We start from the raw sequence: 23,488 nt of genomic DNA on the forward strand, positions 1-23,488 counted from the left end.
ACGGTTCACCCTCGGCGGTATGGCCTGGACCACCCCCCGGCTCGATCCCGAGCGGAGCCGCCGCCGCCTGCAACTCCTCGCCGAGTTGGCCGATGCCCGCGCGGTACGCCAGCGCGAACGGCCGCAGCGGGCCCGCACCGAGCGACTGCGCCAGCTCATCGCCACCCGCAAGCGGATCGCCGGCTGATCCGACTTTCTCCAGGAATGACCGGTCCTTCGGGGCGTTGACCGGTCGCCTGCCGATCCGACCGGTTAACGTGCACGCGAGACGAGTCGGCGTGTTGCCGAGGCCAATTTTGGGGGGGACCGTGTCGTACTTCGCCGCTGCCGCGGTACGCGTCGAGGGCGGCTGGACCGCCGACGAGGTGAGCCTGCGGGGCGCCACCGACATCGACGACGTCGCCGACCGGCTGCGCGACGTCGAGCCGGACGCGGACCTGTCGCTGCTCTTCGTCGAGGCCGACGACCTGTACCTGGTGATCCTGCGCCTGGACGAGGGGGAGGACCTGCGGGTCTTCGGCTCCGACTCGGCGTACGCCGAGGAGTCCCGGCTGGGCGCGCTGCTGGTCGGCGACCTGAAGACCTCGGTCACCGGCGTCGAGGACGGCGACGAGCCGCGCGCGGCCGCCACCGGCGGGGACGACGACACCGAGCAGCCCGCGGTGGACCCGGAGGCCGACCCGGTGGGCGACGCGGACATCCTCGCCGACCTGGGCATCTCCGCCCAGAAGCTGCTCGCCCTCTGCGGGCACGACGGGATGCTGCCGGCCGACGTGACCGCGGAGATCTGCGAGGTGCTCGGCTGCGCGGACGAGATCGAGGAGCTGCGTGAGGTCTGATCCGTCCGGGCCCGTGCCGCCCGGCGGCGCGGAGCCGGCCGACGCAACCGACCCGGCGTTGGAGACGCTCCGGCCGGGGCAGCCCACCCCGGGCGCGGTGGGCCGGGTCGGCCCGGGCGCGGACGAGGGGTTCGCCGACCCGGGCGAGGTGGGCCGCCGGCAGCGGCACGAACTCTGGATGCGCCGGGCGCTGGAGGTCGCGGTCACCGGCCCGGCCGGTCCCGACGCGGAGCCCTCCGACGTCGACGCCGTCGCGGACATCCCGGTCGGGGCGGTGGTCTACGGGCCGGACGGCGCCGAGTTGGCCGTCGGCCGCAACGAGCGCGAGCTGACCGGGGATCCGACCGCGCACGCCGAGGTGCTGGCGCTGCGGCGGGCCGCCGAGCGGCTGGGCCGGTGGCGGCTGGAGGGCTGCACCCTGGTGGTGACGCTGGAACCCTGCACGATGTGCGCGGGCGCCATCGCCCTGGCCCGGATCTCCACGGTGGTGTTCGGGGCGTGGGAGCCCAAGACCGGGGCGGTCGGGTCGCTCTGGGACGTGCTGCGCGACCGCCGCGCCAGCCACCGCCCCGAGGTGTACGGCGGGGTGCTGGAGACGGAGAACGCCGCCGTGCTCCGCGCCTTCTTCCGCTGAACGTTCCCGCTCGGCGCCGTTCCGCCAGATCAGGCGGGCACCGTGGCGGGGCGCAACAGGGTCGCGGCGACCGCCCGCGCGGCTTCCGTCCACGGGGTGGGGCGCAGGGTTGCCGGATCGAGTCGGACGATCGCCCGGGTGCCCTGGGCGTGGAGAGTGTCGCCGTCGACCGAGCGGAACTCGAAGGCGTATTCCGCGCTGCTGGTGCCGAAGCGTTCGAGCCAGAAGTGCACGGCCACCGGTCCGGTGCCGGTGATCGGTGCCCGGTACGTGATGGTGAACTCGCGTACCGCGTGGAAGACGTCGGGGGCGCTGTGCCGCCCGCCGCGGTAGGAGACGCCGCGATCGGCCCAGTACGGCGTCAGGGCCCGCTCCAGCAGCACCGCGTACCGGGCGTTGTGCAGGATGCCCATGGCGTCGAGGTCGTCGAAGTGCACCGTGACGTGTTCGACGTGACCGAACTCGACGACGGGCTGATCGACGATGGCGTGGCTCATGACAGGCCTTCCGGTAGCAGGGTCGGATCGGAACACCGGGCCCGTAGGCGGTTCAGCAGGCCCTGGCGGGCGTGCCGGTAGGCGGTGTCCGGGTCCAGCAGCCGGGACCGCATCGCGGCGCTGATCCCGAGCGCGTCGACCTCGTACGCCAACTGCTGGACGTCCAGGTCGGCGGGGAGTTCGCCGAGGGCGACCGCCTCCTGGACGAGGCGTTCGAGGAACGCGGTCCAGCGACCGAACGCCTCGGCGAGCCGGTCCCGGACCGGGCCGGGTCGGGCGTTGTACTCGAACTCGGTGTTGGCGAAGAAGCAGCCGCCGGGAAGCACCCGGGCGGCATAGAAGTCGATCCGGGCGTCGTGCAGCGCCCAGAGTCGCCGTACGCCCCGCGGGGCGCGCAGGGCCGGGCCGACGATCCGCACCTGCCACTGCTCCACGGCCCGGTCGACCGTGGCGAGCTGGAGCGCCTCCTTGGAGCGCCAGTGCGCGAAGAGGCCGGACTTGCTCACGCCGAGGGTGTCGGCGAGCTGCGCGAGGGAGAGCCCGTGCAGGCCGGCCTCGGTCGCCAGGATCACGGCGGCGTCGAGCGCGGCGGTGCGGGTGCGTTCGCCGCGTGCGACGCGGCCGTCCAGGGTCACGCGGGCAGCGTAACCAGAAAAGAGCACGACCGGTCGTATTTATTTCTGTGATCTGGAACGCAGCCGCCCCGCCACCGGAGGTGACGGGGCGGCGAAGACTCCGACAGGGTCAGGCGATGGCGGTGTCGAGGGCGATCTCGACCATCTGGCTGAAGGTCTGCTCGCGCTCGGCGGAGGTGGTCTTCTCGCCGGTCTTGATGTGGTCGCTGACGGTCAGGATGGTCAGCGCCCGCGCCTTGAACCGGGCGGCGATGGTGTAGAGCGCGGCGGACTCCATCTCGACGGCCAGCACGCCGTAGTCGGCGAGGGTGTCGTAGAGGTCCGGCCGGTCGGTGTAGAAGGCGTCCGCCGCCAGGATCGGCCCGACGTGCATGGTGATGCCGCGCCGCTCGGCCACCTCGACCGAGGTGCGCAGGAGCCCGAAGTCGGCCACGGGGGCGTAGTCGATCAGCCCGTCGAAGCGCATCCGGTTCATGTTCGAGTCGGTGGACGAGCCGATGGCCGCGACCACGTCCCGCAGCTGGAGGTCCTCAGTGAGGGCACCGCAGGAACCGACCCGGATCAGGGTCCTCACCCCGTAGTCGTTGATCAGTTCATGGGCGTAGATGGAGGCGGACGGCATGCCCATGCCGGAGCCCTGGACGGAGACCTCGACGCCGTTCCAGCGGCCGGTGAAGCCCAGCATGCCGCGGACGGTCGAGTAGCACCGGGCATCCTCGAGGTAGGTCTCCGCGATCCACTTGGCCCGCAGTGGGTCACCCGGCATCAGGACCCGCTCGGCGATCTCTCCCGGCTCAGCGCCGATGTGCGTACTCATGGCAAAGATCCTGCCAGGCCCGCGTCGGCGATACCGGTTCGGCGTCCAGACCCGGGGTCCTGTACCCTACTCGGCGGTGGCGTGTCCGAGTGGCCTAAGGAGCACGCCTCGAAAGCGTGTGAGGGTTTACGCCCTCCGCGGGTTCAAATCCCGCCGCCACCGCTCGTGAAATGCGAGAACGCCCGGTCGATCCCCACGGATTGGCCGGGCTTTCCGCTTCCGGTCTCAGTTTTGGTCTCGGTTGATGCTGAAGAGGCCGGTTTCCGCCCGCCTGCGCCGTCGCCCGGCGGCCGTTCCCAGAGCAGCCCACCGACGCGCTGGGCGATGTCCCGGCGGACTTGAGCGGTCAGGTGCTGGTACCGGGCGGCCACAGCGAGTTCGACCAGCCCATGATGCCCATCACGGCCCGCCCGGCCACTCCTGTCTCGCCGTGCCTGATCACCGAGTCAGGAACATGCCGCGAGCAAGTGCATGAGCAACCTCGTCCGACGTCATCTCGGGGAACCGCTCCGCGATGGCGGCGCGAGCCTGCTCTTCCGTGATCTTCTGATCCCAAACGAGAACGGCTTGATCGGAGGAGAAAGCGTCCACGACCCGTTGCCAGGCGCCGGACGTTTGAGCCTCGACCAGGTCCTGCGGGCGCCCGAAGATCACACCCCAGAGGTACGCGAGCAGGCTCACGACTGGATCGTCTCAGCCAGCATCAATCTTTGACAGTGCCGCCGAGCCGTCGTGTGCTGCGGCTACTCGGACGACCAAAAGGCAAGGCAAGGAGATCTCACTCCTTGCCACTTTTAACGTATAGCGGACTGGGGGGCTTGCCGCAAGACCCGGGTCGCGCTGCAGAATCGTCGGCCGGACCAAGAACGGACGACGACATGGGGGCACGACGTGCGTGTGTTGTTGTCGACCTATGGAGCTCGAGACGCCGGTGATTCGACCGGCCAGTGCAGGGCAACGGCGCGCGGCTGACCCGGAGGTATCGCGATGATCGAGCAGTACGTGTTGGGTCTTCAAGAGGTTGACGAGATGCAGATCGCGGTCGTCGGCGGCAAGGGCGCGCACCTGGGCGGGCTGTCGCGGATCGACGGCATCCGCGTGCCGGCTGGCTTTTGCGTGACGACGGAGGCCTTCCGGCGGATCATGGCGGAAGCGCCGTCGATCGACAGTCGGCTCGATCAGCTGTCGCGCCTGAACCCGGACGACCGGGAGGCGATCCGCACGCTCAGCGCGGAGATCCGCCGGACCATCGAAGGGATCGCCATCCCGGGCGATCTCGCGGCGGCGATCACCCGCGCTCTCGCCCAGCTCGGCGAGCAAGCAGCCTACGCCGTCCGATCCAGCGCGACGGCAGAGGACCTACCGACAGCCTCCTTCGCCGGCCAGCAGGACACGTACCTGAACGTCGTGGGCCCGGCCGCGATCCTCCAGCACGTCAGCCGGTGCTGGGCCTCGCTGTTCACCGAGCGGGCCGTGACCTACCGCCAGCGGAACGGCATCGACCACCGTACGGTCCACATGGCCGTGGTCGTGCAGCAGATGGTCTTCCCGCAGGCGGCCGGCATCCTCTTCACGGCCGACCCCGTCACGTCCAACCGAAGGGTCGCCTCCGTAGAGGCCAGCTTCGGCCTCGGCGAGGCCCTGGTCTCCGGCCTGGTGAACCCGGACGTCTACAAGGTGCGCGACGGCGAGGTCGTCGCCAAGGCGGTCGGCGCCAAGCAGCTCGCCATCCACGCCTCGCCGGCGGGCGGGACGCAGGAACAGGCGATCGACCCGGAGCGGCAGGACCAGCCGGCGCTGACGGATGCGCAGGTCGTACGGCTCGCGCAGCTCGGCCGGCGGATCGAAGCGCACTTCGGCCGCCCCCAGGACATCGAATGGTGCCTGGTCGACGACGGCTTCCAGATCGTCCAGAGCCGGCCGATCACCACGCTGTTCCCCATCCCCGAGTCCGGCGACCGGGAGAACCACGTCTATGTCTCCGTCGGCCATCAGCAGATGATGACCGACCCCATGAAGCCCCTGGGGCTCTCCTTCTGGCAGATGACGACCCCCGCGCCCATGGCCGAGGCCGGCGGCCGCCTGTTCGTCGACGTCACCCAAAGGCTGGCCTCGCCGACGAGCCGCGCCGGCCTCCTGGAGCTCGCGGGGAGATCCGATCCGCTGACCGAGGACGCGCTGCAGACCATCCTCGAGCGCGACGGCTTCATCCGGCCGCTCCCCGACGAGGGTCCCCCCGGGCCACTGTTTGGCGGCGCGCCAGCCCCGATCGAGACCGATCCGGCCATCGTCACCGAGCTGATCGGGCGCAGCGAGGCATCCATCGCCGCGTCGGAACGCGACATCCGCACGAAGTCCGGAGAGGCGCTGCTCGACTTCATCCGGGCGGACATCCCGGAGCTGAAGCGGATCTTGTTCGATCCGCAGAGCCATCAGGTGTTCATGTCGGCGATGGAGGCCACGTGGTGGCTCAACGAGCAGCTGGAGGCGTGGCTGGGCGAGAAGAACGCGGCGGACACGCTCACGCAGTCCGTGCCCCACAACGTCACGTCGGAGATGGGGCTGGCGCTCCTGGGCGTCGCTGACGTGATCCGCCCACATCCGGACGTGGTGGCGCTTCTGCAGCACGTCGAGGACGAGGGTTTCCTGGACGAGCTGCCCAAGCTCACGGGCGGGCGGGAAGCGCGAGACGCCATCGAGACCTGGCTCGACAAGTACGGCATGCGCTGCGTCGGCGAGATCGACATCACCCGGCCGCGTTGGAGTGAACGCCCCTCCACGCTCGTGCCCATGATCCTCGGCAACATCAGAAACTTCGAGCCGGGAGCCGGCGAGCGGCGCTTCGAGCAAGGGCGGCAGGAGGCCTGGAAGAAGGAGCAGGAGCTGCTGGAGCGCTTGCGGGCCCTGCCGGACGGGGAGCGCAAGGCCGAAGAGACGAAGCGGATGATCGACCGGGTCCGGACCTTCATCGGGTACCGGGAGTATCCGAAGTACGGCATGGTCAGCCGCTACTTCGTGTACAAGCAGGCCTTGTTGGAAGAAGCCGAGCGCCTCGTGCAGGCCCACGTACTTCGTGAGAGGGAAGACATCTTCTACCTCACGTTCCAGGAGCTCCACGACGTCGTGCGCACGAACCGCGTGGATGACCAGCTCATCGGCCGGCGCAAGGACGCGTTCAGGTCGTATCAAGCACTCACGACGCCCCGGGTGCTCACGTCGGATGGCGAGGTCATCGCCGGGGCGTACCGACGCGACGATATGCCGGCCGGCGCGCTGATCGGCCTACCGGTCTCCGCCGGGACCGTCGAAGGGCGGGCCCGCGTCATCCTGGACATGGCACGGGCCGATCTCGAACCGGGCGACATCCTCGTCACGGCCCACACGGACCCCAGCTGGACGCCCCTCTTTGTCGCCATCGCAGGCTTAGTGACGGAGGTCGGAGGATTGATGACTCACGGCGCAGTGATCGCACGGGAGTACGGATTGCCGGCCGTCGTCGGTGTGGTCGATGCCACCCGACTGATCCCCGATGGGCAGCGGATCCGCGTGCACGGAACCGACGGGTACGTCGAGATTCTGCCTTGACTGATCACAAGAACGCCCGGTCGTGCCGCGGCCTGTCCCCTTCGAAGGAGCGCCCAACCATGATCCTCCCGAAGGTCCGGGACCCTCGCCTCATCACGCTTCGTCGCGGTGGAACCCTCACTGATTCGGATCATCATCTGCTCGCTATTTGGGCCGCGTTGTGCGCGGAGCACGTCCTTCACCTGTTTGAGTCGGTTCAGCCTGAGGACTCACGACCACGGGAAGCGATCGAGCACGCCCGCGCCTGGGTGCGTGGTGAGGTCACGATGATGCAGGCTCGCGCGGCGGGCGGCCATGCAATGGGCGCGGCCAGGGACCTGCGTGGGGCAGCCCGGCATGCCGCGTACGCTGCTGGCCAGGCGGGGGCCGTCGCACACGTCGCCGCGCACGAACTCGGCGCGGCCGCCTATGCCATCAAGGCCGTACGTGCTGCCGTGCCAGAAGGCGAGAGCGATGCCGCAGGGCGACTGGAGTGCCGATGGCAGCGTGACCAACTCCCGGACGCGATTCGCGATCTCGTGCTCGACGACCAGCGGTTGCGGAACGACATCTGCTGGTCGGTGTTTGAGTGCTGAGCGGGCAGGCGTGGGGCTACGAGCCCACCCCAGCGCTCATCCGGATCTGCCGCGATGAGCGCGACGCGTCTTGAGGATCATGTCAAGCGTCTGGTTGGACGCACTTGTCAAGCATGTCCCTGACGGGACAAGCCGGCTGCCGGCGATGTCGAGTCTCAGGACGTCCGTGTCCGATCAGTCTCGGGACGTGGGTGACACTTTCCGGCTAGCCAGGTGGTGAGGGCGGCTCGGGTGGGCGTCTTCGGGCCCCGCCCGAGACCGACAAGCCCGCCGCACTGGTGCGGCCCAGCCTCGGCGTGGGCCAGCCGAGTCTGACCACCGTGTAATCCACGGCCACCGCCAGCGCCCACAGCACCCCACGCGGCCAACCCTGCACGGCAACGCCCGCGATCCACGGCACCGCCGACACGCCGTACCAGAACAACATCCGCATCTCGGGACGCTGCCGCTCGTCGCCACGCGTCACGATCACGAGAAACAGGCTGCGACCGACCTGGACGACGACGTACGCGCCGGCGAAGACCAGGCTATGTTCGCCGAACGCCTCAGGCACCGCGGCCGCCAGCACCAAGCTGCCGAACATGCACCCGATGAACAGCACCTGTATCGCCGGCCGCCGAGGGTCGAACCTGTCGGCTACCGCCGACGTCTGGTCCCACACCTAAGCCACGGCGAGCAGCAGCACCAGCGTCTGGAAAGCCCCGCGCCAGTTCAGATGGTCCAGCAGCCATTGCGAGAGCCGGAAGATCGCGAAGACAAACACCAGGTCGAAGAACAGGTCCAGGAACGTCGCCCGCCGTTCCTCCGGTCCCCGCACCAGCCGGGCTGCGCCACCCGCCATCGGTTCGCCCCGTTTCTGCCGCTTCTGTCAGCCTCGGAAACAGTCGTACCACCCGGCAGCGCTGGTGGAGGTGGATGTGCTACTGCGGCCTGGGGTCCAACGGCCTCGCCCGTGGTGGGCGACGGTAGAGGCCGATCAGTTCCTTCCAGCCGTCGCCGCCGGTTCTGATCAGCTCGTCGACCTTGGCAAGGCGTCGGGCCAGTGCCACAGGTGGCGGAGAGTTACCCGGGTTCTACGGGCGGGCAGGGTGAGCGCCAGGCGGGAACGGGCGAAATTGCCTGGTGCCCGTCGACGAGGACGGCGTCCCGCCCAACGTGATCGACCAGAACTGGCTGTGGGTGGAGTTCGGTGGCGAGTTACCAGCAGAGCCACGACGATCACCGACAGGGCGACCATGGTTACCCGACGCATGCGTCGTCTCTACTGTCCCATGGGGAGGATCCACAACCCGTGATCGGTCACCGTGTGCTGCGCGGCGGCCGTCGACCTCCGGTCAGCAGGGGCCGTAACCCTCGTCGAAGAGGCGGCGCGCCCAGTCGGCGTATCCGGCGACCGTCCTGCGGATCGTCTGCCCGTCGTGCAGGAAGAGGTACGCCCGGTCCCCGCTGCGCGCAAACAGCCCGTCGAACCGGTACGTCCCCTGTGGGGCCCGTAGTTCGATGACTGACGGATAGTTCGCCCAGACCTGGTCGACCGGCGTGCCGACCGTGATCCCCTCCGGCGTGCTGACCTGGTCGTCGACCCAGAGCAGCACCAGCCGGTCGTCGACGAAGATCGGGCTGACCGCGCCGGGCCCGGCGAGCGTCGGGCCGCAGGCATCGACGTCGGTGCGGAGCACGCCCCGGTCGCTCAGCTCCGCCTCGGTGTCGCCGAATTCGACGTCGCGGAGCCCGCGCAGGTCCATCACCTCGGTGCCGTCGGCCGGCAGCAGCGGACGCGGACCGCTGCCGGCGATCGAGGCAGCCACTATCAGCGTGGCAATGAACGCAAATTGTCGCAATGTCATGGAATCCCCCAGTCCCCAACGGGACCGGGACGGTGAGGTTGCTGCTCCGCGGCAGATTGCCGGCCTTCCCACTCCTCGGCCAGCTCGTCCCAGTAGTCGGCGCTCAGGCCGCGCCGACCGTGCGCCAGCCAGCCGGCGGTGTCGCGTTCCAGGTGCAGGCCCAGTTCGGCGAAGGGGTCGATCCACGGTCCGGGCTCCGCGCCCAGTCGGGCGAGCGCGGCGTTGATCGGCCACTCGGCCCGCGGACGATCGAGCGTGCCGTCGAAGTACGGCCCCCAGCTCACCTCGCCGCCCAACCAGACCATCGACGACTGATGGCCGAACCCGCCGGCGAACTCGGCCTCCAAGTACGCCACCGGCCCCTGCTGCGACCAGCGGGCCAGCAGCTCCGCCAGCGCGGGCGAGAGGACGAGCCGGAACGGCTGCGCTGCGGACGGCTCCCCGGTCGCGAAGTCCGGCAGCGCGCTGGTCACCTCCTCGATCAGCTGCGGGGTCACCGGGAGCAGGGCGAAGTCCTGCCGGAGTGCGGCGAGCACGGCGTGGTCCAGGCCGACGGTCTGCTCGCGGAGCAGCTCGACGTCGGCCACGACCGCGCTGAGCTCGTAACTCATCCGATCCTCTCGGCGTCCACAGGCTGTGGATGGAACATGTGTACGACGGATCTAGGGGTGCGGCTGAGGGCAACGTACCGCCGATCAAGGGCTCCGGCGTACGACCAAGGGCCGGTCCGTGTGCGGGGGCCGGCCCTTCGTGTGAGCGAGCGGAGGATACGAGATTCGAACTCGTGAGGGTGTAAACCCAACACGCTTTCCAAGTCTGGTCGGCCCCATACGCGCTTGATCGGGCCGGTTCGCCACGGCGCGCGATCATGCTGATCTAAAGGTCGGCCCCCGGCGCCCAGACGTAAATCCATGGCGGGCCCGTGCCGGCCACGGGCTCCAGCTTGTAGACGTCGGCCATGGCGGCATCGAGCAACTCGCCACCGAACTCCACCCACAGCCAGTTCTGGTCGATCAGGTTGGGCGGGACGGGCGTAACGTCTGCGCACTTCGGAGCGCCTTCTGGTCGGCGGGCCAGGGTCCGATCCCAGCTCGCGTCGCGTATCGGATCACGAACGGGGAACGATGAGCCGAACAGCACAGAGGGGCCGGCGCACACGGATCTGGATAGTGGGGGTGAGCGTGCTCGCCCTCCTAGCCGCCGGTGCGGGCACCGCCGTGGCGGGCAGCGACCGGTCCGCCGACGGCAGCGCGGCGGAGGCGCAACTGGTCGCCGACCGCACGACGTCCAAGGTCGACAAGGCGCCCAACTCTCCGCGGCCGGGACGGAAGCCACCTCCCAGCCCTTCGCCGACGTCCAGCCCGACCGCCAGTCCGACGCCGACCCCGACCACCACCCCCTCGCCTCCGAGCACCGACGTGAACGTCCAGATCCCGATCCCGGGGTACGTCACCGGCTTCCGGTTCGGCGACATCCTGGCAGACGAGGCACGCGGCCGGGTCTACATCACGGGGGGCAAGGGCACCGACGGTCTGATCGTCACCGACCTGGACGGCAACGTCCTTCGCACCCTTCAGGGTATCGCGCCGGGGGCCGCCGGGATGACGCTGAGCCCGGACGGCAGCAAGCTCTACATCGCCGCCGGCGACCAGGACTGGCTCAGGATCGTCGACCTGGACACCTGGGAACTGGACGGGCAGTTCACCGGGAAGACCGACGGGACCATGACGTGCCCGAAGGACATGGCCTTCGCGGCCGGTCAGCTCTGGGTCTCCTGGGGGTGCGAGAACGAGCCCACGGCGGGCATCGGCCGGGTCGACCTCGCGACCGGCAAGTTCTACGTGAACGCCGTCGACGCCATCGACGAGCGGATCAGCTCGGCAATGCTGCTGGCCACCTCGCCCGCTCAGCCCGACATGCTGATCGCCGGCGCGACGGGCACCAGCCCGGCCCTGCTGGTCCGCTTCGAGGCCACCGCGACGGGGCTCGTCCAGCGGGCGATCAGCCGCACCGACGGTGGCTCGGTCGCGCAGCTGGAGGTGACCCCGGACGGCACCGAGGTGATCGTCCCCTCGGGCGCGCCGTACTACCACCCGGTCCTGCGCACGTCCGACCTCGTCGAGGTGCACCGGTACCCGACCGTGCCGTACCCGAACGCCGTGGCGATCCGGCCCGACGGCCTCGTCGTGGCCGGCACCGACTCGTCGTACGACAAGGACGTCTGGGTCTTCGAGCCGGGCGGCACCACGCCGATCGCCACGTACGAGTTCGGGCACCTGCCGAACCAGGAGACGTGGGCGCACAACCTGGTCAACGGCGGGCTGGCCGTGTCCGGCAACAAGATCTACGCGGTCACCGACCAATTGGCCGAGCCGGAGATGGTGACCTTGCGGATCCGTACCCTGCCGTGACACCCGACGCCCGGCCCGTCACCGGCGGGCCGGGCGATCGGCGGTCGTCACCGGCTGCGGCGCCGCGTTGAGGAGCCGGAGGCCGCTTTCGGCGAAGGTCGTCGCGTCCGCTGATGTCCACCGGGTTCGGCTCGGAGGCGACACCCGTCCGCACTCGTTCGGCCTCGGCCGCCACCGTTGATGTCAACGACTGATGTCGGGTCCCGCATGTGGACCCTTGTCAAAAATGGGAGCGTCCACTTCGCCGGCAGCCGGCCGCCAGGTCTGCAGGGCCTGCGGTACGACCTGGAGGCGGTACCCTTCCTGGATCAGTCGGGGATGGCCAGCAGCACCCGCGCACGGGCGCCTGCGTCGACGCGGTCGTGGGCTTCAGCTGTGCGTTCGAGGGGCAACGGGTCGCCGATCGCGATGGACAACGCTCCGTCCTGCGCGGCGGCCGTCAGGTCGGCCCCGGCTTGCTGCTTTGCCTCGATGGGGAAGTCGTCGCTGCCGAGTAGCCGGATGGTGACGTTGTCGAACAGCATCGGCCAGAACGGGAAGTCAGGGCGCTCGCGTCGGGTGGCGTAAGCGGCGATGACTGTCTGATTCTTCGCCACAGCGGAATCGAGGTCAACGTTGTCGGAGAATGCGACTTCGATGATCCGGTCCACGCCCTCTGGCGCATGTTCGCGGATGGCGCTGGCCGGATCGGGCTCGTCGAGAGCGACAGCGTGCCTGACGGCCGAGGCGTTCACGTGCTCCAGGTCGCCATGTCGGCGCACTGTTCCGATGACGGTCGCGCCGCCCCAGCGCGCGCCAGCCAGAGCTTCCCCCAGGTCCGGCTGGCTGTAAGTGCAACAGCCAGGCACCACTACCCACTTCCCACGCCACGACAAGAGGTACAACAAGAATTTGCCTGCGGCAGGGTGAAGCGCTCGGCCTGAAATGGTCGGACGTGGATTTGGACAACGGGAGGCTGACCGTGCGCCGAGCGCTTCTCCGGCCGAAATGGCCCCACGGCTGTGAGGGAAAATGCGAGCAGAAGGTGCCCGGCCAGTGCCCGGAGCGAGTGAACGAACGATGAGGGCTGGGTGTTCGCCTCACCGACCGGCGAGGCTATCCACCAGGCGACCGACTACGACGACCGGCACAGGGCAAGTGAGACGACAACTGAGACGAGAGCGACGTAGAGACGACGAAGGGCCGGTCCCTGATGGGGCCGGCCCTCGCGTTTGTGCTGCTCAGAAGAGCGGAGGATACGAGATTCGAACTCGTGAGGGTGTAAACCCAACACGCTTTCCAAGCGTGCGCCCTAGGCCTCTAGGCGAATCCTCCGCGAGCCAGGATACAGGTCCCCGACGGCCCGGCCACCCCACCACCCCCTGAAGATCCACGCCGGGTCGGGTAGGCTGGGTGGCACCTCCCGTGCGGCGGTATCTCGTGAACCTCCCCAGGGCCGGAAGGCAGCAAGGATAAGCGAGCTCTGCCGGGTGCACGGGAGGCCTTTCTGTCTCCGGGTGCCGGTAGCGTCCCTGCGGGTCGGGTCACGGGGTGGTGGGTGGTCACCCGCGCCTGACCGGCGCAGAATGGCTCGGTCGAGAGGAGGCGGTACGGGTGGCACTGGCCCTTTACCGCAAGTACCGGCCGCGCACCTTCGCCGAGATGATCGGCCAGGAGCAGGTCACCGAGCCGCTGTCCCAGGCGCTGCGCAGCGGCCGGCTCAACCACGCCTACCTCTTCTCCGGCCCGCGCGGCTGCGGCAAGACCTCCAGCGCCCGGATCCTGGCCCGCTCGCTCAACTGTGAGCAGGGCCCCACCCCCGAGCCGTGCGGGACGTGCGGGTCCTGCCGCTCGCTGGCCCCCGACGGCGGCGGTTCGATCGACGTCATCGAGATCGACGCGGCCAGTCACGGCGGCGTCGACGACGCCCGGGAGCTGCGCGAGAAGGCCTTCTTCGCCCCGGCCAGCAGCCGCTTCAAGATCTATATCATCGACGAGGCGCACATGGTCTCGTCGGCCGGCTTCAACGCCCTGCTCAAGCTGGTCGAGGAGCCGCCGGAGTACGTCAAGTTCATCTTCGCCACCACCGAGCCGGAGAAGGTCCTCGGCACGATCAAGTCGCGGACCCACCACTACCCGTTCCGGCTGTTCCCGCCGAAGGTGCTCCGGCCGTACCTGGAGCAGCTCACCGAGGCGGAGGGGGTGACCGTCGAGCCGGCGGTCTTCCCGCTGGTGGTGCGCGCCGGTGGGGGCAGCATGCGGGACAGCCTCTCCGTGCTCGACCAGCTCATCGCGGGCGCCGGCCCGGAGGGGGTCGGCTACGCTCGGGCCGCCGCGCTGCTCGGCGTGACCGATTCGGCGCTGATCGACGAGATGTGCGACGCGCTCGCCGCCGGGGACGGCGCCGCCGCGTACGCCACCGTCGACCGGGTCGCCGAGGCCGGGCACGATCTGCGCCGGTTCGCCTCGGACCTGCTGGAACGGCTGCGCGACCTGATCGTCCTCCAGCAGGTGCCGGACGCCGCGGCCAAGGGGCTGATCGACGGCCCGACCGACCAGATCGAGCGGATGGCCGCCCAGGCCCAGCGGCTCGGCCCGGGCACCCTGTCCCGCTGCGCCGACATCGTGCACAACGGCCTGGTCGACATGCGCGGCACCACCGCGCCCCGGCTGCTGCTCGAGCTGATCTGCGCCCGGATGATGCTGCCCGGCGCCGACGACTCCACCGGCGGGCTGCTGCAGCGCTTGGAGCGGATGGAGCGCCGGCTCACCCTGGGCGGCGGCGAACTGCCGCCGGTCGCCGCCGGGTCCGCGCCGGTCGCCCCCGCTTCTCCGGTACGCCAGGAGCCTCCCGCCCCGACCGCGGCTGCCGCCGCGCCCCAGCCGGAGACGGCCGGCACGCCGGCGGCTGCCGGTGTCCCGTCCGCGGCGGCCGCCGCCCGCGCCGCCGCCGTGGCCGCCGGTTCCCGCCCCGCCCCGGCAGCGACTGACCCGGCCCCGGGCGGTTCCGCCGACCCGGCCCCGGGCGGTTCCGCCCCGGCCGGTGGCCCGGCAGCCGCCGGCCCGGCCACCGCTGCCGCCCCGGAGTCCGGCGCCCCGGCCCGCCGGGTGGTGCCGCCGTCGGCCGTGCTGCCCGACCCGGCCACTCCCGAGCCGCCCCGCCCCGGCGCCGCCGCGTCCGGTGCCCTGGACGCGGTCGCGGTACGCCGGGTCTGGCCGGAGGTGGTCGGCAAGGTCAACCGGACCAACAAGCGCATCGCGGCGCTGATGCGCGACGCGGTTGTCCGGGAGCTGGACGGCGACACGCTGGTGCTGACGGTGAAGTCGACGGTGCTGGCCAAGATGATGTCCGACCACGCCCCGGTGCTCACCGACGCGCTCTACGAGGAGCTGGGCGGTCGCTGGCAGATCCGCTGCGAGGTGGCGGGCGAGCGGGGCGGGGTGTCGCTCGGCGGCGGGTCACGCTCCGCCGCCCCGGCCCGCCCGGCCGCCCCGCCGCCCGCCGCCCCCACGCCGCCCGGTGGCCCGGCCGGGTCCGGTCCCGCCAACGGCGTGGGCCCCGGTGGCCCGTCCGGGCGCCGGGCCACCCCTGGTGGGCGAGTCGACGGTCCGGCACGCGTCGAGTCGAGCGGCCAGCCCGCCGGTACGCCCACCGCCGCCGTCGAGGAGGAGGACTGGCCCGAGGCGGCCCGTCCCGGTGGCGGCGCGGGTGGGGATGCGGACTGGCCGGAGCCCGCCCGCCCCGGCGGCCCGGCAGCCGTCGGTGGCGCGGGCGACTGGCCGGAGCCGGCCCGTCCCGGCGGCGCGACGGCGGCCGGGGCGAGCGCCCCCACGGCGACGGCCACGGTGCCGGCCGCCCCCACGACCACGGCCAGCGCGCCGGCCGTACCGAAGCCGGCCGCCCCCCAGGACGGCCCGGCGGTGAGCCAGGCCCCGGTGAGCAGCGCGATCGCGGCGGCCCGGGCGGCGGCGGCCGGTGCGGGCGCCGCCAAGGGAGCTCGGGCCGGCCAGCCGGCGCGGAAGACCGCGGACGCCGACTGGGCCGGCGAGCCCCCGTATGACCCGGACTACGACGGGCCGATCCGCGGTGGCGGACGCCCGGCCGCGGCGGCGCCGGCGTACGAGGGCTTCGACCCGGGCGACGAGCCGCTGGACGAGGTGATCGACGAGCGGACCGCCCGGCAGTCCAGCGAGGAGCAGGCGGTGCAGCTGCTCCGGGAGGCGTTCGGGGCGGAGAAGATCAACGAGGTGGACGCGCGCTGAGCGCGGACGTGTGCCGCCGCCCGATTAGGCTGGGCGGCGGCCGAGCAGACGAGTGTGAGAAGGAGCCATCCGTGCGCCCAGGTGGACAGCCGAACATGCAGCAGATGCTGAAGCAGGCGCAGAAGATGCAGCAGCAGATCGCCAAGGCTCAGGCCGAGCTGGCCGACGCGGAGCTGACCGGCACCGCGGGCGGCGGCCTGGTCACCGCGACGGTCGCCGGCACCGGCGAGCTGAAGTCCATCAAGATCGACCCGAAGGCGGTCGACCCGGAGGACGTGGAGACCCTGGAGGACCTGGTCGTCGCGGCAGTGCACAACGCCGCCGAGGCGGCCCGGGAGCTGACCGAGCAGAAGATGGGCCCGGTCGCGGGCGGCATGGGCGGCCTCGGCCTGCCCGGGTTCTGAGCCGGCAGATGTACGAGGGTGCCATCCAGGACCTGATCGACGAGCTGGGGCGGCTGCCGGGCGTGGGCCCGAAGAGCGCCCAGCGGATCGCCTTCCACGTCCTGTCGGCGGATCCCGCCGATGTGAACCGGCTGGCCGGCGCGCTGCGCAAGGTGAAGGAGCTGGTGCGGTTCTGCACCACCTGCTTCAACGTGGCCGAGTCGGAGCAGTGCCGGATCTGCCGCGACGCGCGGCGCACCGACGAGGTGCTCTGCGTGGTCGAGGAGCCGAAGGACGTGGTGGCGATCGAGCGGACCGGTGAGTTCCGCGGCCGGTACCACGTGCTCGGCGGGGCGATCAACCCGCTGGAGGGGATCGGCCCGGACAACCTGCGGATCCGTGAGCTGATGACCCGGCTGAGCGGTGGCACGGTGCGCGAGCTGATCCTCGCCACCGACCCGAACACCGAGGGCGAAGCGACCGCGACGTACCTGGCCCTTCTGGTGAAGCCGATGGGGATCTCGGTGACCCGGCTGGCCAGCGGACTGCCGGTCGGCGGCGACCTGGAGTACGCCGACGAGATCACCCTGGGTCGGGCGTTCGAGGGCCGCCGGGCGGTCTGACCGACACCACGGGCACGCTGGCCGGCACCTCCTCGGGGGGCCGGCCAGCTTCGTCCACGTACCCGGAATGTGGGACGAGTGTGTCGAGCGCCACGCCCACAGATCCCGGTCGCACGGTCGACCGGTTTGTGGCGATCTGCCCGATCCCACGATCGGCCTCCTGCTGTGACAGTCCCGTTTGTCTGGAGATCCGGCACTGTCAGACCCGGCTACTTGGTGTCGGCTTGATAGCGATTGCCTAACGGCCGTTCCGCTTCTGTGTGTCGTGTCATAGCCTCCCGCTCACGGACTGAGCCACAACTCGGCGTGGTCATGCGCATGACAGAGGTGAGAGATGCAGGCAGGCAGGCTTAAAGCGGCCGTGGCCCTCGCGGCCGCTGCCGCTCTGGCGGTCGGGGCGTCCGGCTGCGCCAAGAGCGAGCGCGACGGTGAGAGCGGGGGCGCCAAGACTGGCGGCACCTTCGTCTTCGCGGGGGCCGGTGACCCGAAGAACTTCGACCCGATCTTCAACGACGACGGTGAGTCGTTCCGGCCGATCCGCCAGATGTACGACACCCTCATCCAGAACAAGCCGGGCACGGCCGATCTGCAGGGCGCCCTGGCGGAGAGCTGGGAGCACGACGCCGAGGGCAAGGTCTGGACCTTCAAGCTCCGCAAGGGCGTGAAGTTCCACGACGGCACGGACTTCAACGCCGCCGCGGTCTGCTTCAACTTCGACCGCTGGTTCAACATGAAGGGCGCCGCCGCCCAGTCCCAGATGATCTACTACTCGGACGTCTTCGGCGGCTTCGCCAAGAACGAGGCAGAGGGCGTCGGCAAGCCGGTCTACAACAAGTGCGAGGCCAAGGACGACGGCACCGCCGTCGTCACGATGAACCAGTACAAGGGCGCCTTCCCCGGTGCCTTCGCGCTGACCGCGCTGTCGATCGCCAGCCCGGAGGCGCTGAAGAAGTACGACGCCGACGCGGTGAAGCAGAACGGCGACTCCTTCGAGTACAGCGCGTTCGCCAACGAGCACCCGGTCGGCACCGGCCCGTTCTCCTTCGGCGGGTGGGACAAGGCCAAGGGTGAGATCACCCTGAACCGGAACCCCGACTACTGGGGCGACAAGGCCAAGGTCGACAAGCTCGTCATCAAGGTCATCAAGGATGAGAACACCCGCAAGCAGGAGCTGCGCGCCGGTACCGTCCAGGGCATCGACTTCCCGGCCCCGGCCGACCGCAAGGCGCTCTCCGGTGAGGGCTTCCAGGTCCTCGACCGCCCGGCGTTCAACATCCTCTACCTGGGCTTCAACCAGAAGAACCCGAAGCTGAAGGACCTGCGGGTGCGGCAGGCGATCGCCTACGCCCTCAACCGTCAGCAGCTCGTCCAGACCAAGGGCCCGGGTGGCACCAAGGTCGCCGACGAGTTCATGCCGGACACCGTGCTCGGCTACGCCTCGGACGTGCAGAAGTACGAGTACAACGTGGAGAAGGCCAAGCAGCTGCTCAAGGACGCGGGCGTCCAGAACCTGACGCTCAACTTCTACTACCCGACCGACGTCTCCCGGCCGTACATGCCGAACCCGCAGGAGATCTTCACCGTCCTCGCCAACGACCTGCAGGCCGTCGGCATCAAGGTCAACGGTGTGGCCCGCCCGTGGAACGGTGGCTACAAGGACGACGTGCAGCAGTTCGGCAAGCAGGACCTGCACATCCTCGGGTGGACCGGTGACTACAACGACCCGGGCAACTTCGTCGGCACCTTCTTCGGTCGCGGCAAGGTCGAGTTCGGCGACCAGGCGATGACCGAGATGTTCGACGCCATCACCAAGGCCGACGGCACCGTCGACGAGGCCGGCAAGAAGGCCGCCTGGGAGCAGGTCAACCGCGACATCGCCGCCAAGTGGCTGCCGGCCGTGCCGATCTGGCACGCCCCGCCGGCCATCGTCGTCACCAAGGACGTCAAGGGTCTGGTCGCCAGCCCGCTGACCGACGAGCGGTTCAACACCGTCAGCGTCGGCTGAGCAGGCCGCTGAACCACTGACGCCGTACGCGGAATCGGCCCGGGCCGGGCATACGCCCCGGCCCGGGCCGAACCGCTGATATCGAGAATCTGGTGTGAGAGATGTTGCGAGTCGTAGTCCGCCGCCTGCTCCAGCTGGTGGTGACCCTGATAGCGCTGTCCGCGCTCATCTTCGTCTGGTTGCGGAACCTGCCCGGCGGCCCGATCGAGGCGCTGCTCGGTGAGCGGGCCACCCCCGAGCGGCGCGCGCTGCTGACCAAGGCGCTCGGCTACGACCAGCCGATCCTGGTGCAGTACGCCAAGTTCATGCAGCGGGTCGTGACCGGCGACTTCGGCAACTCGATCCGGACCGGTGACGCGGTCACCGAGGTGATCGGCCGCGCCTTCCCGGCCACCATCGAGCTGGCCGTGGCCGCTCTGATCATTGCGGTCGGGCTCGGCGTGCCGCTCGGCTACCTCGCCGCCCGGCACCGCGGCCGGCTGCTGGACAATCTGAGCATCGCGGGCACCCTGCTCGGCATCTCGATCCCCATCTTCTTCCTGGGCTACCTGCTCAAGGACGTCTTCACCCAGAACATCCACTGGTTCCCGCCCTCCGGGCGGCTCAGCACCGGCGTGGACAACACCGAGGTCACCGGCTTCTTCGTCCTCGACGGACTGCTCACCCGGGAGTTCGATGCCACCGCCGACGCGCTCTGGCACCTCATCCTGCCGGCGTTCACCCTGGCCACCATCCCGCTGGCGGTGATCGTCCGGATCACCCGGGCCAGCGTGCTGGACGTGCTCAACGAGGACTACGTCCGCACCGCCGAGGCCAAGGGCCTGCGGCACCGGGTCATCCGGGGGCGGCACATCCTGCGCAACGCCCTGCTGCCGGTGGTCACCACCATCGGCCTGCAGACCGGCGCGCTGCTCTCCGGCGCGGTACTCACCGAGAAGGTCTACAACTGGGGCGGTCTGGGCACGCTGATCACCGATTCGATCAGCGGCGGTCGCGACTACCCGGTGCTCCAGACGCTGATCCTGCTGGCCGCGCTGGTCTTCGTGGTGGTCAACCTCCTGGTCGACCTCTCCTACGCCTTCATCGACCCGAGGGTGCGTGTGCGATGAGTGACCCGATCACCCGGCCCGGCGTGGCCGCCCCCCGCGACGGCGCGGACACGCCCGGGACCGACAAGCCCGCCGCCGGCGAGCGGCGGGAGGGCATGAGCGAGCGCAGCATCGGCCTGCTCGGCGACCGGAAGAAGGCCCGCCTGGACGAGCTGGCCCGGGCCGGCGCCGACAAGGGTGGCGTGAGCCTCGTCCGGGACGCGTTCCGTCGGCTGCGGCGCAATCCGGTCGCCATCGTCGGCGCGTCGATCGTCGCGCTCTTCGTCCTGGTGGCGATCTTCGCGCCGCTGCTCGCCCCGCACGACCCGGCGCAGCGCTTCGACGAGCTCACGAAGAACCTGACCGTCGACACCATTCCCGGTGCCAGCGGCGAGTTCCCACTCGGATCCGACCCACTCGGTCGGGACTTCCTCTCCCGCATGATCTACGGGGCCCGGCAGACCCTCTTCGTCGGCGTGGTCGCCACCCTGATCGGCCTGAGCCTCGGGGTGCTCGTCGGGGCGATCGCCGGCGCGTTCGGCGGCTGGGTCGACAACCTCCTGATGCGCTTCACCGACGTGATGCTGGCCCTGCCCGCCCTGCTGCTGGCGATCAGCCTGGTGGCCATGGCCAGCCGATCCAGCCAGTGGACGGTCATCTTCGCGGTGGCCATCGTCAACGTGCCGATCTTCGCTCGGCTGCTGCGTGGTTCGATGCTGGCCCAGCGGGAGAGCGACCACGTGCTGGCCGCCCGGGCGCTGGGCGTGAAGCAACGCAACATCGTGCTCCGGCACATGCTGCCCAACGCGATGACCGCGGTGATCGTGCAGGCCACGCTGACCCTGTCCACCGCCATCCTGGAGGCCGCCTCGCTCTCCTTCCTCGGGCTCGGCGACCCGGACATCAACCGCGCCGAGTGGGGTCTGATGCTCGGTGTGGACGGTCAGCGCTATTTCGAGGTCCGTCCCGAACTTGCCTACTACCCGGCGCTCGCGATCATCGTGGTCGCGCTCGGCTTCACCCTGCTCGGTGAGGCGATGCGCGAGGCGATCGACCCGAAGAACCGGCGGTGACGGCGATGCGGCGGATCAGCACGGCCGGCGGACGCCGGCGGCGAGCGCGAGGAGTGAGCTTGCGAGCCCGGCAGTCGCGAGCGAAGGACCAGCACCGTGAGGAAGTGACCCGATGAGCCTGCTCGACGTACGCGATCTGAGCGTGGTGTTCCAGCGCCGCGGTGAGCGGCCGTTCACCGCGGTCGACAAGGTGAGCTTCAGCGTGGAGCCGGGGCAGACCGTCGGCCTGGTCGGCGAGTCCGGCTGCGGCAAGAGCGTGACCAGCCTGGCGATCATGGGCCTGCTGCCGAAGCGGGGCAACAAGGTCACCGGTGAGGTGCTCTTCGAGGGCGCCAACCTGCTCAAGCTGCGCCCGGACGACATGCGGGACCGGCGGGGGCGGGACATCGGCATGATCTTCCAGGACCCGCTCTCCTCGCTGAACCCGGTCGTCCCGATCGGTCTCCAGGTCGCCGAGGTGCTGGAGCGGCACCGGGGGATGGACCGCAGGGCGGCCATGAAGGAGGCGCGGGAGCTGCTCGACGCGGTCGGCATCCCCGACCCGGCCCGGCGGTTGACGGAGTACCCGCACCAGATCTCCGGCGGCATGCGGCAGCGGGCCCTGATCGCCATCGCGCTGGCCTGCAAGCCGCGGCTGCTGATCGCCGACGAGCCGACCACCGCGCTGGACGTGACCATCCAGGCGCAGATCCTCACCCTGCTCAAGCAGCTCGTCGACGAGACCGGCACGGCGCTGATCATGATCACGCACGACCTGGGCGTGGTGGCCGGCCTCTGCGACACGGTCAACGTGCTCTACGGGGGCAAGGTGGTGGAGCGGGCCCGCCGGCACGAGCTGTTCGCCCGGGCCCGGCACCCGTACACCCACGGGCTGCTCAGCTCGGTGCCGCGGCTGGACTCGCCCCGCGGCGAGCGGCTGCACGCCATCCGCGGCTCGGTGTCCGACAACATCCCGTGGGCCGAGGGGTGCGCCTTCGCCCCCCGCTGCGACAACGTGGTGGACGCCTGCCTGGAGGGGCCGCCCCCGCTCGACCCCACCGCGACCGGCGGCGACCTGCGCTGCAACAACCCCGTTTCTGAGGAGGTGGCGGTACCGTGACCGAGCGGACCGGACCACTGGTCGAACTGCGCGACGTCAAGGTCCACTTCCCGATCAAGAGCGGGGTGCTCTTCGACCGCACCGTCGGGTACGTCTACGCGGTCGACGGCGTCTCGTTGTCGATCAACGCGGGTGAGACGTACGGGCTGGTGGGCGAGTCGGGCTGTGGCAAGTCCACCCTCGGTCGGGGCCTGCTGCGGCTGGTCGAGCCGACCGACGGCGAGATCGTCTTCGACGGCACCGAGATCCGCTCGCTCAAGGGCGAGTCGCTGCGCCGGGCCCGACGCCGGATGCAGATGATCTTCCAGGACCCGCTGTCCAGCCTGGACCCCCGGCAGTCGGTGGAGTCCCTGCTGGTGGAGGGGCTCAAGGCGCACGGCCTGGCCGACGACAAGGCCGCGACCGCCAAGCGACTGCGCGAGACCCTGGAGGCGGTCGGCCTGCCGGCCTCGGCGCTCAGCAAGTATCCGCACGAGTTCTCCGGCGGCCAGCGGCAGCGGATCGGCATAGCCCGGGCGCTGGTGCTCAACCCCGAGCTGATCGTCGCCGACGAGCCGGTCTCCGCGCTGGACGTGTCGATCCAGGCGCAGGTGCTCAACCTGCTGGAGGACCTGCAGAACGAGCGCGGCCTGACGTACCTGATCATCGCCCACGACCTGGCGGTGGTCCGGCACATCGCCGACACGGTCGGGGTGATGTACCTGGGCGGCCTGGTGGAGGAGGCGTCCAGCGACGACCTCTACCGGGAGCCGATGCACCCGTACACGAAGGCGCTGATGTCGGCGGTGCCGGTGCCGGACCCGCTGGTGGAGGACCGTCGCGAGCGGATCCTGCTCGCCGGTGACCTGCCCTCGCCGGCGAACCCGCCGGCCGGGTGCCGGTTCCACACCCGCTGCCCGTGGGCCCAGCCGACCCGCTGCGCTGACGAGCGGCCGGCGCTGCGCGAGGTGCTCGGCGGGCACCGGGTGGCCTGCCACTACGCCGAGGACATCGCGGCCGGGGGGATCCGGCCGCACGAGGTGGAGCCGGAGCTGGTCCGGCCGGACGACGGCGCGGCGCCGGGCGACACCGGTGAGCTGATCCCGACCCCGTGAGCACGGCACGAGGCCCCTTCCCCGCCGGGGAAGGGGCCTCG

At 70.4% G+C, this 23,488-nt stretch carries 22 protein-coding genes, 2 tRNA genes, 1 other RNA gene and 3 pseudogenes; 17 read left to right on the forward strand and 11 right to left on the reverse strand.

Annotated features, from left to right (window positions below; all coding sequences use genetic code 11):
- Positions 1–19: 19 nt before the first annotated feature.
- The 3 genes from GA0070613_RS32720 to GA0070613_RS10190 all read left to right on the forward strand — a co-directional run bounded on the left by GA0070613_RS32720 (position 20) and on the right by GA0070613_RS10190 (position 1,473).
- Positions 20–187: a hypothetical protein gene (locus GA0070613_RS32720; protein WP_172875783.1), complete on the forward strand. Its 168-nt coding sequence runs from the start codon at positions 20–22 to the stop codon at positions 185–187.
- A 121-nt stretch (positions 188–308) separates the two neighbouring features.
- A complete protein-coding gene (locus GA0070613_RS10185; protein ID WP_089012063.1) occupies positions 309–839 on the forward strand; it encodes a tRNA adenosine deaminase-associated protein in 531 nt (176 codons plus the stop codon).
- A 178-nt stretch (positions 840–1,017) separates the two neighbouring features.
- A complete protein-coding gene (locus GA0070613_RS10190; protein WP_172875975.1) occupies positions 1,018–1,473 on the forward strand; it encodes a nucleoside deaminase in 456 nt (151 codons plus the stop codon).
- Positions 1,474–1,502: 29 nt separating this feature from the next.
- Here GA0070613_RS10190 and GA0070613_RS10195 read toward each other — a convergent pair whose 3' ends face one another.
- The 3 genes from GA0070613_RS10195 to deoD all read right to left on the reverse strand — a co-directional run bounded on the left by GA0070613_RS10195 (position 1,503) and on the right by deoD (position 3,422).
- Positions 1,503–1,970, reverse strand: a complete 468-nt coding sequence (locus GA0070613_RS10195; protein WP_089012065.1) for an acyl-CoA thioesterase — start codon at positions 1,968–1,970, stop codon at positions 1,503–1,505.
- Positions 1,967–2,605, reverse strand: a complete 639-nt coding sequence (locus GA0070613_RS10200) for a TetR/AcrR family transcriptional regulator (RefSeq protein WP_089012066.1) — start codon at positions 2,603–2,605, stop codon at positions 1,967–1,969. The genes GA0070613_RS10195 and GA0070613_RS10200 overlap by 4 nt, the downstream gene beginning before the upstream one ends.
- A 109-nt stretch (positions 2,606–2,714) precedes the next feature.
- Positions 2,715–3,422, reverse strand: coding sequence for a purine-nucleoside phosphorylase (gene deoD, locus GA0070613_RS10205; protein WP_089012067.1), 708 nt, complete (start codon positions 3,420–3,422; stop codon positions 2,715–2,717).
- Between the two features lie 75 nt (positions 3,423–3,497).
- On the opposite strand from deoD, the gene GA0070613_RS10210 reads away from it, so the two are divergent.
- A tRNA-Ser gene (locus GA0070613_RS10210) sits at positions 3,498–3,584 on the forward strand.
- A 125-nt stretch (positions 3,585–3,709) separates the two neighbouring features.
- Here the strand turns inward: GA0070613_RS10210 and GA0070613_RS33355 are convergent.
- Both GA0070613_RS33355 and GA0070613_RS10215 read right to left on the reverse strand, forming a co-directional pair.
- Positions 3,710–3,843 (reverse strand): annotated as a pseudogene (locus GA0070613_RS33355) (site-specific integrase); the annotation flags it as partial.
- Positions 3,844–3,860: 17 nt separating this feature from the next.
- Positions 3,861–4,103 carry a hypothetical protein gene (locus GA0070613_RS10215; RefSeq protein WP_089012068.1) on the reverse strand — a complete coding sequence of 81 codons (243 nt, stop codon included), beginning with the start codon at positions 4,101–4,103 and terminating at the stop codon, positions 3,861–3,863.
- Between the two features lie 306 nt (positions 4,104–4,409).
- On the opposite strand from GA0070613_RS10215, the gene rph reads away from it, so the two are divergent.
- Positions 4,410–7,007 (forward strand): rifamycin-inactivating phosphotransferase, encoded by a 2,598-nt coding sequence (rph, locus tag GA0070613_RS10220; RefSeq protein WP_089012069.1) that lies wholly within the window; start codon positions 4,410–4,412, stop codon positions 7,005–7,007.
- Between the two features lie 59 nt (positions 7,008–7,066).
- Positions 7,067–7,582: a putative immunity protein gene (locus GA0070613_RS10225; RefSeq protein ID WP_089012070.1), complete on the forward strand. Its 516-nt coding sequence runs from the start codon at positions 7,067–7,069 to the stop codon at positions 7,580–7,582.
- Positions 7,583–7,787: 205 nt separating this feature from the next.
- On the opposite strand, the pseudogene GA0070613_RS10230 reads toward GA0070613_RS10225, so the two are convergent.
- The 4 genes and pseudogenes from GA0070613_RS10230 to GA0070613_RS31970 all read right to left on the reverse strand — a co-directional run bounded on the left by GA0070613_RS10230 (position 7,788) and on the right by GA0070613_RS31970 (position 10,587).
- Positions 7,788–8,423: pseudogene (locus GA0070613_RS10230) on the reverse strand (low temperature requirement protein A).
- Between the two features lie 493 nt (positions 8,424–8,916).
- Entirely contained in the window at positions 8,917–9,393 is a 477-nt protein-coding gene (locus tag GA0070613_RS10240; RefSeq protein ID WP_408630996.1) for a hypothetical protein, read from the reverse strand.
- A gap of 32 nt (positions 9,394–9,425) precedes the next feature.
- On the reverse strand, positions 9,426–10,040 hold the full coding sequence (locus tag GA0070613_RS10245; RefSeq protein WP_089012074.1) for a hypothetical protein: 615 nt from the start codon (positions 10,038–10,040) through the stop codon (positions 9,426–9,428).
- 265 nt (positions 10,041–10,305) lie between these two features.
- Positions 10,306–10,587, reverse strand: coding sequence for a hypothetical protein (locus GA0070613_RS31970; RefSeq protein ID WP_157746317.1), 282 nt, complete (start codon positions 10,585–10,587; stop codon positions 10,306–10,308).
- A gap of 11 nt (positions 10,588–10,598) precedes the next feature.
- Here GA0070613_RS31970 and GA0070613_RS10250 point away from each other — a divergent pair, with 11 nt between their 5' ends.
- Positions 10,599–11,840 carry a WD40 repeat domain-containing protein gene (locus GA0070613_RS10250; protein WP_157746318.1) on the forward strand — a complete coding sequence of 414 codons (1,242 nt, stop codon included), beginning with the start codon at positions 10,599–10,601 and terminating at the stop codon, positions 11,838–11,840.
- A 308-nt stretch (positions 11,841–12,148) separates the two neighbouring features.
- Here the strand turns inward: GA0070613_RS10250 and GA0070613_RS10255 are convergent, their stop codons facing one another.
- On the reverse strand, positions 12,149–12,574 hold the full coding sequence (locus GA0070613_RS10255; protein WP_157746319.1) for an MDR/zinc-dependent alcohol dehydrogenase-like family protein: 426 nt from the start codon (positions 12,572–12,574) through the stop codon (positions 12,149–12,151).
- A 161-nt stretch (positions 12,575–12,735) separates the two neighbouring features.
- Between GA0070613_RS10255 and GA0070613_RS34590 the strand changes: the two are divergent.
- Positions 12,736–12,888: pseudogene (locus GA0070613_RS34590) on the forward strand (site-specific integrase); the annotation flags it as partial.
- A 181-nt stretch (positions 12,889–13,069) separates the two neighbouring features.
- On the opposite strand, the gene GA0070613_RS10265 reads toward GA0070613_RS34590, so the two are convergent.
- Positions 13,070–13,154: transfer RNA gene (locus GA0070613_RS10265), tRNA-Ser, on the reverse strand.
- Between the two features lie 82 nt (positions 13,155–13,236).
- Between GA0070613_RS10265 and ffs the strand changes: the two genes are divergently transcribed.
- From ffs to GA0070613_RS10310, 9 genes are all read left to right on the forward strand, one after another.
- An RNA gene (ffs, locus tag GA0070613_RS10270) (signal recognition particle sRNA small type) lies at positions 13,237–13,326 on the forward strand.
- Between the two features lie 107 nt (positions 13,327–13,433).
- The gene (locus tag GA0070613_RS10275; protein ID WP_089012077.1) at positions 13,434–16,082 is read left to right on the forward strand and encodes a DNA polymerase III subunit gamma and tau; all 2,649 of its coding nucleotides are present in this window, start codon (positions 13,434–13,436) and stop codon (positions 16,080–16,082) included.
- Positions 16,083–16,177: 95 nt separating this feature from the next.
- Positions 16,178–16,486 (forward strand): YbaB/EbfC family nucleoid-associated protein, encoded by a 309-nt coding sequence (locus tag GA0070613_RS10280; RefSeq protein ID WP_231929814.1) that lies wholly within the window; start codon positions 16,178–16,180, stop codon positions 16,484–16,486.
- 8 nt (positions 16,487–16,494) lie between these two features.
- The gene (gene recR, locus GA0070613_RS10285; protein ID WP_089012078.1) at positions 16,495–17,088 is read left to right on the forward strand and encodes a recombination mediator RecR; all 594 of its coding nucleotides are present in this window, start codon (positions 16,495–16,497) and stop codon (positions 17,086–17,088) included.
- 334 nt (positions 17,089–17,422) lie between these two features.
- Positions 17,423–19,093, forward strand: coding sequence for an ABC transporter substrate-binding protein (locus GA0070613_RS10290; protein WP_089012079.1), 1,671 nt, complete (start codon positions 17,423–17,425; stop codon positions 19,091–19,093).
- Between the two features lie 101 nt (positions 19,094–19,194).
- Entirely contained in the window at positions 19,195–20,202 is a 1,008-nt protein-coding gene (locus GA0070613_RS10295; protein WP_089012080.1) for an ABC transporter permease, read from the forward strand.
- Between the two features lie 95 nt (positions 20,203–20,297).
- Positions 20,298–21,254 (forward strand): ABC transporter permease, encoded by a 957-nt coding sequence (locus tag GA0070613_RS10300; RefSeq protein WP_231929815.1) that lies wholly within the window; start codon positions 20,298–20,300, stop codon positions 21,252–21,254.
- A 112-nt stretch (positions 21,255–21,366) separates the two neighbouring features.
- Positions 21,367–22,353, forward strand: coding sequence for an ABC transporter ATP-binding protein (locus tag GA0070613_RS10305; RefSeq protein WP_089012082.1), 987 nt, complete (start codon positions 21,367–21,369; stop codon positions 22,351–22,353).
- The gene (locus tag GA0070613_RS10310; RefSeq protein WP_089012083.1) at positions 22,350–23,447 is read left to right on the forward strand and encodes an ABC transporter ATP-binding protein; all 1,098 of its coding nucleotides are present in this window, start codon (positions 22,350–22,352) and stop codon (positions 23,445–23,447) included. Before GA0070613_RS10305 ends, GA0070613_RS10310 begins: the two co-directional genes overlap by 4 nt.
- The last annotated feature ends 41 nt before the right edge of the window (positions 23,448–23,488 follow it).

Origin of the sequence: Micromonospora inositola (genome assembly GCF_900090285.1) — a bacterium.
GTDB classification, from domain to species: domain Bacteria; phylum Actinomycetota; class Actinomycetes; order Mycobacteriales; family Micromonosporaceae; genus Micromonospora; species Micromonospora inositola.

Excerpts from the sequence above, each read along its gene's own strand:
- GA0070613_RS32720 (WP_172875783.1), top strand. The coding sequence starts at position 20 with ATGGCCTGGACCACCCCCCGGCTCGATCCCGAGCGGAGCCGCCGCCGC.
- GA0070613_RS10190 (WP_172875975.1), top strand. The coding sequence starts at position 1,018 with ATGCGCCGGGCGCTGGAGGTCGCGGTCACCGGCCCGGCCGGTCCCGAC.
- GA0070613_RS10195 (WP_089012065.1), bottom strand. The coding sequence starts at position 1,970 with ATGAGCCACGCCATCGTCGATCAGCCCGTCGTCGAGTTCGGTCACGTC.
- deoD (WP_089012067.1), bottom strand. The coding sequence starts at position 3,422 with ATGAGTACGCACATCGGCGCTGAGCCGGGAGAGATCGCCGAGCGGGTC.
- rph (WP_089012069.1), top strand. The coding sequence starts at position 4,410 with ATGATCGAGCAGTACGTGTTGGGTCTTCAAGAGGTTGACGAGATGCAG.
- GA0070613_RS10225 (WP_089012070.1), top strand. The coding sequence starts at position 7,067 with ATGATCCTCCCGAAGGTCCGGGACCCTCGCCTCATCACGCTTCGTCGC.
- GA0070613_RS10245 (WP_089012074.1), bottom strand. The coding sequence starts at position 10,040 with ATGAGTTACGAGCTCAGCGCGGTCGTGGCCGACGTCGAGCTGCTCCGC.
- GA0070613_RS10280 (WP_231929814.1), top strand. The coding sequence starts at position 16,178 with ATGCAGCAGATGCTGAAGCAGGCGCAGAAGATGCAGCAGCAGATCGCC.
- recR (WP_089012078.1), top strand. The coding sequence starts at position 16,495 with ATGTACGAGGGTGCCATCCAGGACCTGATCGACGAGCTGGGGCGGCTG.
- GA0070613_RS10290 (WP_089012079.1), top strand. The coding sequence starts at position 17,423 with ATGCAGGCAGGCAGGCTTAAAGCGGCCGTGGCCCTCGCGGCCGCTGCC.
- GA0070613_RS10295 (WP_089012080.1), top strand. The coding sequence starts at position 19,195 with ATGTTGCGAGTCGTAGTCCGCCGCCTGCTCCAGCTGGTGGTGACCCTG.
- GA0070613_RS10300 (WP_231929815.1), top strand. The coding sequence starts at position 20,298 with ATGAGCGAGCGCAGCATCGGCCTGCTCGGCGACCGGAAGAAGGCCCGC.
- GA0070613_RS10305 (WP_089012082.1), top strand. The coding sequence starts at position 21,367 with ATGAGCCTGCTCGACGTACGCGATCTGAGCGTGGTGTTCCAGCGCCGC.